Origin of the sequence: Stieleria bergensis (genome assembly GCA_007745635.1) — a bacterium.
Lineage (GTDB): Bacteria > Planctomycetota > Planctomycetia > Pirellulales > Pirellulaceae > Stieleria > Stieleria bergensis.
Genome location: CP036272.1, coordinates 3,886,749 through 3,898,865 on the forward strand (window position 1 = coordinate 3,886,749; position 12,117 = coordinate 3,898,865).

The 12,117-nt window shown below is 55.1% G+C and carries 11 protein-coding genes; 7 read left to right on the forward strand and 4 right to left on the reverse strand.

The genetic code is table 11. From position 1 onward, the window contains the following. Nucleotides 1-33: 33 nt before the first annotated feature. From SV7mr_RS13520 to SV7mr_RS25390, 3 genes are all read right to left on the reverse strand, one after another. On the reverse strand, nucleotides 34-915 hold the full coding sequence (locus SV7mr_RS13520) for a DUF58 domain-containing protein (RefSeq protein WP_145278413.1): 882 nt from the start codon (nucleotides 913-915) through the stop codon (nucleotides 34-36). Beyond that, the gene (locus SV7mr_RS13525; protein WP_145272966.1) at nucleotides 905-1,981 is read right to left on the reverse strand and encodes an AAA family ATPase; all 1,077 of its coding nucleotides are present in this window, start codon (nucleotides 1,979-1,981) and stop codon (nucleotides 905-907) included. The genes SV7mr_RS13520 and SV7mr_RS13525 overlap by 11 nt, the downstream gene beginning before the upstream one ends. Before the next feature lie 73 nt (nucleotides 1,982-2,054). Continuing rightward, a complete protein-coding gene (locus tag SV7mr_RS25390) occupies nucleotides 2,055-2,267 on the reverse strand; it encodes a hypothetical protein (protein WP_419187354.1) in 213 nt (70 codons plus the stop codon). 252 nt (nucleotides 2,268-2,519) lie between these two features. Between SV7mr_RS25390 and SV7mr_RS25395 the strand changes: the two genes are divergently transcribed. The 5 genes from SV7mr_RS25395 (at nucleotide 2,520) to SV7mr_RS13545 (ending at nucleotide 8,044) form a co-directional block, all read left to right on the forward strand. Continuing rightward, nucleotides 2,520-2,657, forward strand: a complete 138-nt coding sequence (locus tag SV7mr_RS25395; protein WP_419187355.1) for a hypothetical protein — start codon at nucleotides 2,520-2,522, stop codon at nucleotides 2,655-2,657. An 83-nt stretch (nucleotides 2,658-2,740) separates the two neighbouring features. Next, on the forward strand, nucleotides 2,741-5,536 hold the full coding sequence (locus SV7mr_RS13530; RefSeq protein ID WP_145272969.1) for a tetratricopeptide repeat protein: 2,796 nt from the start codon (nucleotides 2,741-2,743) through the stop codon (nucleotides 5,534-5,536). Further along, complete coding sequence (locus tag SV7mr_RS13535) at nucleotides 5,533-6,354, forward strand: DUF4159 domain-containing protein (protein ID WP_145272972.1); 822 nt, start codon at nucleotides 5,533-5,535, stop codon at nucleotides 6,352-6,354. Before SV7mr_RS13530 ends, SV7mr_RS13535 begins: the two co-directional genes overlap by 4 nt. 246 nt (nucleotides 6,355-6,600) lie before the next feature. Then, nucleotides 6,601-7,089 carry a chemotaxis protein CheW gene (locus SV7mr_RS13540; protein ID WP_145272975.1) on the forward strand — a complete coding sequence of 163 codons (489 nt, stop codon included), beginning with the start codon at nucleotides 6,601-6,603 and terminating at the stop codon, nucleotides 7,087-7,089. A gap of 64 nt (nucleotides 7,090-7,153) precedes the next feature. Next, on the forward strand, nucleotides 7,154-8,044 hold the full coding sequence (locus tag SV7mr_RS13545; RefSeq protein WP_145272978.1) for a methyl-accepting chemotaxis protein: 891 nt from the start codon (nucleotides 7,154-7,156) through the stop codon (nucleotides 8,042-8,044). A 6-nt stretch (nucleotides 8,045-8,050) separates the two neighbouring features. Here the strand turns inward: SV7mr_RS13545 and SV7mr_RS13550 are convergent, their stop codons facing one another. Continuing rightward, nucleotides 8,051-8,725, reverse strand: a complete 675-nt coding sequence (locus SV7mr_RS13550; protein WP_145272981.1) for a 3-keto-disaccharide hydrolase — start codon at nucleotides 8,723-8,725, stop codon at nucleotides 8,051-8,053. Between the two features lie 203 nt (nucleotides 8,726-8,928). Here SV7mr_RS13550 and ilvD point away from each other — a divergent pair, with 203 nt between their 5' ends. Next, nucleotides 8,929-10,605, forward strand: a complete 1,677-nt coding sequence (gene ilvD, locus SV7mr_RS13555) for a dihydroxy-acid dehydratase (protein ID WP_145272984.1) — start codon at nucleotides 8,929-8,931, stop codon at nucleotides 10,603-10,605. 307 nt (nucleotides 10,606-10,912) lie between these two features. Next, nucleotides 10,913-11,857 (forward strand): IS110 family RNA-guided transposase, encoded by a 945-nt coding sequence (locus SV7mr_RS13560; RefSeq protein ID WP_145268727.1) that lies wholly within the window; start codon nucleotides 10,913-10,915, stop codon nucleotides 11,855-11,857. The last annotated feature ends 260 nt before the right edge of the window (nucleotides 11,858-12,117 follow it).

Sequence of the window (12,117 nt, forward strand, 5' to 3'; positions counted from 1 at the left end):
GTGACGTCGTGACGGTTGTCTACTGACGGCTAACTAGTGACGTAGCTTTGGCAGTGCGAGACGGTGCGACAGGAACTTCGCCAGCAGCGCATCCAGTGGCTCGCTGGTTCGCGACTGCAGGTAATCGATCGACAAGCGTCCGCAAGCTTGACGGGTTTTGTTTAGGAATTCGCCCAGTGCCTGCAAGTAACCTTCTCGCAACGCCCTAGGGTTACAGTTTAGGAAGTCTTCAGTTTCGAGGCCTTCAAAGCGGGTGGCTCCATCGAACGGAAAATCCACTTCGTCATCGTGCAGCACGTGAAACAAAGCGACATCATGACCGCGTGAACGCAGCACGCGCATGCCGTCGACCAGCGAATCAATGCCAAGTAAATCGGAAATGATCACCACTAAACCGCGACGCGGCAGCGCTTGGCCGACCTGCTTGGCCACTTTGACCAGATCGGTTCGCCCATCGGCGCCGGTTGCTTCCAAACGGGACAGGATCCGCGCGAGCTGATGCTGATTGGCTTTGGCGGACAAAACGTCTCGCACATCGGTATCAAACGTGACCAGACCACAGGCGTCTTTTTGGCGGAGAGCAAGGTAAGCCAAAGAAGAGGCGATGGACGCAGCCCGATCGAACTTATTGGATTCGCCTTCGCCGTACGCCATGCTTGCGCTGCGATCGACCAACAGCGTCAACCGCAGATTGGTTTCCTCTTCGTACTGCTTGATGTGCAGCCGATCCTGGCGCGCGTACACCTTCCAGTCGATGTGTCGCATTTCGTCACCGGTGTGGTATTGCCGGTGCTGCAGAAACTCAATCGACTGTCCGAAGTAGGGACTGCGGTGCATCCCTGCCAAGGAACCCTCGACCACTCGGCGAGCGATCAGCTCCAGGCGACGAATGCGCTGAGTGACTTCAGGAAGCAAATATTTTTTGGAATCGGGCATCGCTTGAAAGCTCATTTTCCGTGGTCGGGGTAGCCTGGATGATGCGATCGATCACTTCGTCGCTCGTCACCCCTTCGCTTTCAGCAGCAAAGTTGACAACAACGCGGTGTCGCAACACCGGCTTGGCCAAAGCTTGAATGTCTTCCACTGCAACATGGAATCGACCTTCCAGCAGTGCCCGTGCCTTGGCTCCCAGGATCATGAACTGAACGGCCCGCGGACCGGCTCCCCAGCCGACTAACTCCTCGACAAAGTCCGGAACGCCCGCATCGCCAATTCGAGTTTGGCGAACCAGGCTCAGTGCATAGCGCACGACGTGGTCGCTGACTGGAACACGGCGGACAAGATCTTGCAGACGAATGATTTGTTCTGCGTTCAAAACCGGTTTCACGTCTTGCACGTCGGTGCCCGTGGTGCGCCGGGCCACTTCGAATTCTTCGTCAAACGACGGATAGTTCACAAAGACTTTGAACATGAACCGGTCTTGCTGAGCTTCCGGCAACGCGTACGTGCCTTCTTGCTCGATCGGGTTCTGTGTCGCTAAGACAAAGAACGGTCCGGGCAGTTGGTGCCGCGTGCGACCGACCGTGACTTGGCGTTCCTGCATCGCTTCCAAGAGTGACGCTTGGGTCTTGGGAGGCGTTCGGTTGATTTCGTCCGCCAAAATGATGTTGGCGAACAAAGGACCTTCCATGAAGCGAAATTCACGATGACCGCTGGCGCGATCCTCTTCCATGATGTCGGTCCCCGTCACGTCGGCGGGCATCAAGTCAGGGGTAAACTGGATCCGCGAGAAGCTCAGGTCCAAAGTCCGCGCCAATGTGCTGATCATCAGCGTTTTCGCCAGCCCTGGCACACCTTCTAGAAGCACGTGGCCGCGCGAGAAGATCCCGATCAGGATTTCCTGAATCACCTCCTGCTGGCCGACAATAATCTTGGAGAGTTCCTCGATGATCTGTTGCTTGGCTTGTTTAAGCTGCGCGGCATCCTCTGCCGAGATCGCGGCGTCTGCCGTCGGGCTGCTGCCCGCATTTTCAACCGACATAATTGCTTGTTCCCTTCCCCTCAAAGCGACTTAGTATCGTGAGCATGTGTTGGCAAGCGAGCGTGATCCGAAATCACTGCACTCGCTTGTAGGTTCCCGTTGTATAAATCCCAAGTACCGGCAAGTGTTCCGAATGATCGTTTCCAGTCATCCTTCCTAGCGTCAATGAAAACTTCGCAGCCTCAATGAAAAACGACTGTGGCTGGTCATCGTCCAAAATTCGCTTCACCCTAGCTCCATCAGGCAGACCGAATGGGGACTGCTCGGCACTGTGACTGCTAGGCATCACTGGCTTATCCTATCAAGCTGTACAAATCTCGGTGGCAGCGTCGCGGGAATCACAGCCCTTTTGACGCCATTTTTCTTGCCGTTGTCGATCAATGACCGCTAATTAAGGTCAATCGCCGACAGTGTCGCCGATCCGTCAGACAGACGCCGACGACGCCATTTCCGACCAACCAGCACCTCTTTCCCCCTGGCATCGACCGGGCGTCAAAGTTCTCCTGACCGGAATTGTCGCTCATCAATCATAATTGTGATGTCAACACCGCGATACATCTTCAACTGGCACATCAGTTGTTTCCACTACATTTGGCACGCTGATGGAAATGTTGATCAATCGGTGGCCGATGCGGGTTTGCTCGGCCGTGTTCACCTGATTTTCAGCGGCCAGTGACGGCTTTTACCACGGGGTTCTCAATTTGGTATCATGGGCGGGTCCCGCCTCGCTCCATCCCGCCAACCCCAGCAAGCATCCTTATGGCCCGGCCCCAACAGGCATTTGCATCGGCGCTTCGGTTTACGTGCGGTTTTCGCTGGCTTTTTGCCTGCCTTACGGTAGCGACTTGCTGGTGCCCAACCAGCCACGCGGCTGAATCGTATTCTGAAATCGAAGCCGCTTACCGAGCTGGCGACCTGACCAAAGCCGGCGAAGTCTCGGCAGCAGAGGTCGAGCGAGGTGTTTGGAATCGGCGCTGGTCGGAACTTTTGATCCGCATTCAGCTTGATCAAGGCCACTACGTAGAATCGCTGACCACCTACGAAAAGGCGATCGACCGCTATCCCACCAGTCTTCCGCTGCGAGCTCTTGGCATTGAAGTCGCCAACTTTAACGCCAAGCCCGATCTGGCCGCTAAGAATGTGGCCTTTATCGAGAACTACTTGAACACAGGCCAGTTGCGTTACGCCACATCGGACACACTGGTCTCTGCGGGACGATTCTTTAGCAAGAACGGCATTGACGCTCGGATCGTGCTCAAGAGCTTCTACGATCGCGTCTTGGAAACCAACCCCACGCACCTGGAAGCCCTGGTCGCGACCGCACAACTGGCCGTCGAGAAAGGTGACTTCAAAGTGGCCGCCGAGACGGTTGCCAAGGCAAATCGCCTGGACGTTGAAGACGCTCGCCTGCAGCACCTGTTGGCGTTGGCTCTTCGCGGCACGGACGCATCAGCAGCATCCAAGGCCTTGATCGCAGCCAGATCCATGAATCCCAGCTACATCCCAGCGATGGTCACTGAAGCTGAAATTGCGATCGATCGCGAGGCCTATCAAGACGCTCAAAAGATCGTCCAACAGATCCTTGAAATCAATGCCAACGCCCCTCGCGCTCACGCCTTACTCGCGGTCTTGTCCCACTTAAATGGCGACTATGCAGCGGAGGAACAGCATCGCAAGCAGGCCCTGGAACACTGGCCGACCAATCCTGAGGTCGATCATCTGATTGGTCGCAAACTGTCGGACAAATACCGTTTCAAAGAAGGTGCCGAATACCAGCGTAAAGCGCTGACCTTCGATCCCAAGCATCTGCCAGCAACCTTTCAGCTCGCCCAAGATTTGTTGCGACTGGGTGACGAAGAGGTGGGCTGGGCGCTGGCCGAACAGGTCAACGAAGCGGACCCGTACAACGTGGTCGCCTACAACTTGATGACGCTGCGAGACAGCACCGACGGCTTCATCACCATTCCCATCGAATTTGATCCCAGCGGCGCCAACGCAATGATTTTGTTGCGCATGGATCCCTTGGAATACAAAGTCTACGGGGCCGCGGCAAAAGCATTGCTACACAATGCGGCCGAACATCTTTGCCAAAAGTACGACGTGGTTTTGAAGAAGCCCGTTTTGGTGGAGATCTTCCCCAAGCAATCTCAGTTTGCCATTCGGACCTTTGGGCTTCCTGGCGGAGCCGGATTTCTAGGCGTTTGCTTTGGCAACGTGGTCACAGCCAACAGCCCCGCCTCACAACTGGAGACTCCCTCGAACTGGAAAGCCGTTTTGTGGCACGAGTTCTGCCACGTTGTGACGCTGAACAAGAGCCGCAACCGCATGCCTCGCTGGCTAAGCGAAGGCATTTCGGTCTACGAGGAAACGCAGCGTGACGCTCGTTGGGGACAGGCGATGAATGTCCGTTACCGAGCAATGTTACTCGGCGACGACTTCACTCCGCTGAGTCAACTCAGCGGAGCCTTCCTGAATCCGCCTTCCGGACTACACCTACAGTTTGCTTACTTTGAGTCCTCTTTAGCGGTCCGATTTCTGATCGAACAGCATGGCATTGAAAAGCTACTGAAGGTTCTGGAAAGTCTTGGCGACGGCCAAGCGATCAATGCAGCACTGACAGAACACATCGGCCCTTTAGAGCGACTGGATGGGCAGTTCACCGAATACGCCAAGACCTTGGCAATGGACTTTGGCAACACGCTGGACTTCGCTGAACCTCCTCGACCGTCCCCGTTTGATTCGCCGGAACAAATCAAGGAAAATCAGAAGCAATGGGCCCAGCAGAACCCGGACAATTATTTTGCTGCGATCGCATTGACCGATCGTGACATCGCTGACAAACAGTGGCAAGCTGCCATCGATCGCTTGACGACCTTGCAAAACGCTGGCATTGCTAACGGAGCCTGCGGCGTGCTGAAGCGTATATCAGGCTGCTACCGTGAACTGCAACAGACGGACAACGAATTAGCCGCTCTAAAGTCTTGGTGCGATCAATCGTCTGATGCGTTGGACGCCTTACAACGCTTGATTGAACTTCATCAGCAACAACAAGACTGGCAAGAGGTCATCGATCGCGCAAATCAAGCGTTGGCGATTCAGCCCTTTCGAAAACAATTGCAGAAAGACCTGATCGCTGCCTGTCGGGAACGGGGACAAATGCATCAAGCCATCGACGCTCTGAACTCCTTGACTGGACTAGAACCCGTCGACCCCGCCGGCCTGCATTTCCAACTCGCCCAGGCCTATCAGTCAGACAAGCAATTCGAACAAGCACAGAATCAGCTGATCACGGCACTGCTGATCGCGCCACGTTATCGCGATGCCCACTTGATGTTGCTGAAAACTCAGAAAGCGATTGCCACGGCAAAGGCCGAGGCTAAGAAAAAGGCCGAGGCAGAAAAAGCAGCCAAAGCGGCCGAGGCTGAAAAAGCGGCTCAGGCAGCTGAAGAGGTCTCTGAGAAGGACAAACCATCCGACAGCGAACGCTCTGACGACCAAACACAAGCCAGCGAAGACTCTCCACCTTCATCCGAACCGCAGGTCAAGGACGAATGAATCGAAAACGAATCCTGATTGCAGCGACTGCATTGCTGGCGACGATCGGCGTGTCCACGTGGACGTTAGCTCAGCGTGGACGCTGGCGCTCGATCCAACAAGACCGACGCGGTGTGCCGAGCTGGGAAATTGATGAACGTTTTCCGGGTGACTACTTCACCTTCGCTCGCGTTGAATATGATTCGTACCGTCGCGGTGGTGGTGGTTGCTACACAGATTACCCTGACAGCGATCTGAACTTTTCCCTGCGTCTGCATCAGCTGACCACCATCAAAGTCAATCCGGATCCGGTTGTGGTTCGTTTGACGGACGACACGTTGCGCGACTATCCCTTTCTCTACTTGATCGAACCCGGTGGCCTGTACTTTAGCGATGACGAAGTGGTTGCCTTGCGGGAGTACTGTCTTAGCGGCGGCTTTTTAATGGTCGATGACTTTTGGGGCGACAGCGAGTACCAGAATCTGGCCGAGGAACTCAAACGGGTGTTCCCAGACCGTGAACCATTTGAAGTGCCGCTTGAACACGAGATCTTCCACAACGTCTATGACCTAAAAGAGAAACCTCAAATCCCAGCGATCGGCGTTGCGGCTCAGGGTTACACGTATGAGCCATCACGAGACGGCTCGGACACTTCCACGCCCTATTACAAAGCCATTGTCGACGACGAAGGCCGCATCATGGTCTTTATCTGTCACAACACTGACCTTGGTGATGGCTGGGAGCGAGAAGGGGACAACGTTGACTACTTCCGCGAGTACTCCATCAAGAAAGCCTATCCGATGGGCATCAACATCGTGACCTATGCGATGACTCACTGAACGTCACCCGACGAAAGCCACCGCTGGTCAAATCCGTCGGGTGCCGTGCTTGCACTGGGTGGGAAAACATCCCTCCGGGTATTTTGTTCACCGGCCCCGTTCTGCCGTGCATTCACGCTCTGGCACCAAGGGGGTTTGCCCTCAATTCATGGGTCGCTGAATCGCGAGGGGGAACGATAAGCAAAGGTTTAGGCATATCGCCCAGGTAAGCCTTGTTCCGTTCTCCTTTGATCCCCCACGACTCCTATGACCGATCCTCAGTCCAACATTCGCGCCATCGGAATTGCCGCTGAAGCCAACCAATTCCTGACCTTCAATCTAGCAGGCGAGGAATTCGGGATCGACATCCTGCGAGTTCAAGAGATTAAAGGCATCACCAAAATCAAACCGCTTCCAAACCTGCCAGCACACATCAAAGGACTGCTCAACCTGCGTGGCAAAGTCATTCCCATCGTCGACATGCGAACCAAGTTCTCACTGCCGAACCGCGATTACGATCGCTTCAGCGTGATCATCGTTGTGGTGATTGATGAACATCCGGTGGGTCTAGCGGTGGACGCGGTCAGTGAAGTTCTGGATTTCGCGTCCGAACAAATTGAACCGGCACCTCGCATCGCCGGGGCCGACACCGCCTTTATGGACGGGATCGCGAAAACCGATGAACGCATGATCACGCTGCTGAACTTAGACCAACTGATTGCCACCGAGGTGCTTCAATTGAACGTCGCATCATGATCACGCTGTCAACGCAAGACACCTACGATCATTTTGCCTAGGAATCGGACGCCACAGTACCATTATGACTGAAACCACGCTCTCGCCACGGACCGACCACGAACAACTCTCCATGGAGGTTGCCGCCTGCCTTCCGGTGGTTGAAATGCTTTGCCAGCAACTTGAAGGGATCGCCACCGAAGTAGAAGACAAAGTCGTCTCTGCCTGCGGTAGCCTGAGCAGCGTTGTCCAGCGGACCGAAGACATTGTCGGCACCGCCGCCAAGTGCATCGAAGGCGACGAAAGCGAGATGGGCAGCGAGGCTTTGATCGGAGCGACTCGCAGCGTGCTAACCAGTTTGCTGACCGTCACACGCAGCCTTGGCGAAGTCAGCAAAATCTCCGACGCGGCCAAGCTTGTGGCGCTCAATGGACGCATCGAAGCGGCTCGCGCTGGCGAACAAGGCAAAGCCTTCTCGGTCGTCGCCCGTGAAACCGGTTCGCTAGCGGACAAAGCCAAACAAACCAGTCAAGTGGTCAACGACACCGTCATTGAGCTCGAAACCATTCTGCAAGCTTGGGCGCCCAAAACGGACCAGCGAGGGTCTCAGTCTTCGCGATGTATCCAATTGGTCGAAGAAATCCTGCAACACTTAGACCATCACGCGCATTCCTTGAACGACTGTATCGATGGACTGGGAAAAGCCAACGAGCTGGTCACCCAAGAGATCACCAACGTGATCATCACCATGCAATTCCAAGATGCGATCAATCAACGCATCACATTGGTTGCCAACACGCTTTCTGAAATCTGCGTGCAACTGCAACCACTGGCGATCTCACCCGACCCGGAAACCACTCGGCAACGAACACAGGCTTGGCAGGAAAAGTTCCACCACAACACCACCATGAACGCCGAACGCGATCTGGACGGCGACCTGCTAGATGACGACGGCGGTGACGTGGAATTGTTCTAGCTGCCGTTACAGCTGTCGCAGCTTGACGTCTTTGTAATGCACTTCAAGCGGTGGGCCGCTGTGCACCTGTAGGGCGATCACGCCCGTTCTTTCAATCGCGTCGTCCGGCTCGGTGTAATCAACCGTTTTGACGTCGTTCAGGTAGATCTCGATCTTGGCCCCCTTGGCAACGACACGCAGCGTATTCCATTGTCCCTTCTTCAACGCTTTGAGCGCTATCTCGGGGGAATGCGACAAGAACTTGCGCCGACGTGATTCGTCATACAGCGCCCCCCAGCAAGGGCCTTGGCCAGTGAAACCAATATCGGCTTGATAGCCGATCACCTCAGTATCGTTGGGAATCCGCCGTGTGCGAAACTGCACCCCCGCGTTATTGCCCTTGCCGACCAGTTTGGCTTTCACAGTCAGCTCAAAATCGCCGTACGTTTGATTCGTGCACAGGAACTGATTGTGTGGAATGCGTTCGGAAGCGCTGCCAGCGATGATCGATCCCTGTTCGACGCGGAACCACTTCTGGTCTCCGTTCCAGCCGTCGAGGGTCTGCCCGTCAAACAAGTTCACCCATTTGCCGGCATCCTCTGCATCGCTGACCGCCGGAAACGCCCCCGCCAACAGGATTCCGGCGATGAGGACGGTCAATCGACCGACGGAAACACGGAAAGACGGCAAAAAAACCTGCATGATGGATTCTCCGAGGCAGCAGAAGGCAAAAAAAATGAATGAACCCGCCGCTGTCTGAGCGGGTCCAGCCGGAGGCGGATTGTCGATTCGCCCGCGATCATCATAATACGTCTTTTGGAAACGTGCACGATGTCGCAGAATCACCTGCCTGCTGCCGTGCAAGACGACGATCCAGCCATTCCCCTCCCAACATTGCCCGAACAATGGCCCAGCTAAACAAATACTCCAGCCAAATCACCCAACCCAAGAGCCAGGGTGCCTCTCAAGCCATGCTTTACGCCACGGGTTTGAGCCGCGAGGACATGGACAAGCCTCAGATCGGGATCGGCAGTGTTTGGTACGAAGGCAACAGCTGCAACATGCACCTGCTGGATTTGGCAGCCGACGTGAAAACCGGCGTGCAAGCCGCTGGCGCTGTTGGCATGCGATTCAACACCATTGGAGTCAGCGACGGGATTTCGATGGGCACCGATGGCATGAGCTTCTCTTTGCAGAGCCGTGACCTGATCGCTGACTCGATTGAAACCATCATGGGTGCCCAGTGGTACGATGGTTTGGTTGCCCTGCCCGGCTGTGACAAAAACATGCCCGGCTGTTTGATTGCCATGGGACGTCTGAATCGCCCCGCATTGATGGTCTACGGCGGCACCATCAAACCTGGTTTCCGCAATGGTGAAAAGCTGGACATTGTCAACGCGTTTCAGTGTTACGGGCAATTCATCGCTGGTCAAATCTCTGATGAGGAACGCCAAGAGATCGTTCAAAAAAGCTGTCCCGGTGCTGGCGCCTGCGGCGGCATGTACACCGCCAACACGATGGCCACGGCGATTGAAGCCCTGGGGATGTCCCTGCCCTACTCGGCGAGTATCCCTGCAGAAAACCCCGACAAGAAAGCCGAATGCATGGATGCAGGTGCAGCCATCATGCGTTTGCTGGAAGCCGACATCAAGCCTCGCGACATCATGACTCGCACCGCATTTGAAAATGCCATGGTGACCGTCATGGCACTCGGCGGCAGCACCAACGCTGTGCTGCACTTGCTGGCGATGGCGCGCAGTGTGGATGTCACGCTGACGCTGGATGACTTCCAATCAGTCAGCGATCGCATCCCCTATCTCGCTGACCTCAAACCCAGCGGCAAGTTTGTCCAAGAAGACCTGCACAGCATCGGTGGAACCCCAGCGGTCATGAAATACCTTCTGCAAGAAGGCCTGATGGATGGCTCTTGTTTGACCGTGACCGGAAAGACCTTGGCAGAAAACGTTGCCGATCTTCCTGGCTTGAAAGATGGCCAAACCATCGTTCGCATGGTCGACAATCCAATCAAATCGTCAGGGCACATTCGCATCTTAAAAGGATCGCTTGCCCCCGAGGGTGCGGTGGCCAAAATCACCGGCAAAGAAGGCCTTACCTTCTCCGGCCCAGCCAAAGTCTTCGACAGTGAAGAGTTGATGCTGGAAGCCTTGGAACAAAAGCAGATTGAAAAAGGTGACGTGGTCGTCATCCGCTATGAAGGCCCTCAAGGCGGACCAGGCATGCCTGAAATGCTGACCCCAACGAGTGCCATCATGGGCGCGGGCTTGGGTTCCGACGTGGCGATGATCACCGATGGTCGTTTCAGCGGTGGCAGCCATGGATTTATCGTCGGCCACGTGACACCGGAAGCTCAACTGGGCGGACCGCTGGGGCTTTTGCAAAACGGCGACATCGTCACGATTGATGCTGAAACCAATTCACTCAATGTCGACGTCAGTGCCGAAGAGCTCGCCGAGCGGAAAGCGAATTGGCAAGCACCACCACTCAAAGCAACCCGCGGCACGCTGTACAAATACATCAAAAACGTCAAAACCGCCAGCGAAGGCTGCGTCACCGACGAATAGTCTCGGCATCAGCCAACGCAATCAGCCGTTTTGGCGTAAGCCACGGTTCTCCGATCAGCAAGACCCTTGTATGTTACATTCTAGTGGTGTTTCGTTGGACACTACAGATGCAGTTGCTTTAGCCTCTGAGCGTAGCGAAGAGGCTAAAGCAACTGCGGCCGACGGCAGATCGTTGACCCTCGAGTGCTGCAACGCAGATACTGTGCGGGAGCTGGATCGTCGTCGGCCTTTGGTAAATAGCCCGAACAGCCGCCTGAGCCGAGACAAGCTCTCGAGCTCGCATTTGCAAGGAAGGGATACATCCAAGATGAGTTTTCAACACTTTATCGGAATCGATGTCTCAAAAGCCAAGCTTGATCTCGCGTTTGATGAACAAGCCACGACAACTGTCGTTCCCAATGATCCAAAGGGAATTGATGAGCTAGTGGATTTGTTGCCAGAAGCGAAGTCTTGCCTGATCGTAATTGAGGCCACTGGCAACTACGAACGTCCACTCGCTGTGCGACTTGTTGAAGCCGGCCATGTTGTCTCTGTGGTCAATCCGAGACAAGTGAGAGACTTTGCCAAAGCGATTGGAAAATTGGCAAAGACTGACAAGATCGACGCACGCATCATCGCACTGTTTGGGAAATTGACGAGGCCTCGAGCCGTCGCCAAAACCAAGCAATTGCAGGGTGAATTGGATCAGCTTGTGACTCGAAGAAGACAGTTGATCGGCACCAGAACTGCCGAGAAGAACCGACAGGGACAAGCCGTGTCCGGAGCGGTTCGCAAGAGTATTCAGCGCGTTCTCGATGCAATCAACAAGGACATCAAAATGATTGATCGTGAGATCCAAAAGCTTGTGCAGTCTGATGATGACTGGAAGCATCGCGCCGAATTACTTGGGACGATGCCTGGTATCGGCGATGTGACATCAGCAACGATCATTGCAGAGTTACCAGAGCTTGGCGACCTGAACCGACAGGAAATCGCCTCGCTCGTTGGACTAGCACCGTTCAACCGGGACAGCGGGCAGATGCGAGGCAAGCGTTCGATTTTTGGAGGCCGTGGATCAGTGCGATCGGCGCTCTACATGGCCGCACTGAGTGCTCGCCGATACAACCCAGCGATCGCAGCCTTTTCCAAGAGACTGGCCGAACAAGGCAAGCCTCCAAAGGTCGTTATTACCGCATGCATGCGCAAAATCCTCATCACACTCAACACAATGGTCAAAACAAATACAGCATGGGAAAATCCACAAAACGCTTGACATCTAACACAGCCGCTCCCGCTTGCTGGCGCGTCGGACGGTGTGTGGTGGTGGCGCGATGATGAATGGGACGATTGGCAAGGCGGCGGTATTGATGGTCTCAATGCCGGCCGGGGAGGGCTTTGTTGTCACTGCTGGCAGTTGGCGTTGCCAACCGCTTCAGTCACGGTAGGAACGGCCGTTTCCGGCCGCCCCCCGCACAGATCCGTACTTGAGTGTTGTCTCATACGGCTCCTGCCTTGATTCGGGCGCGAAATCGT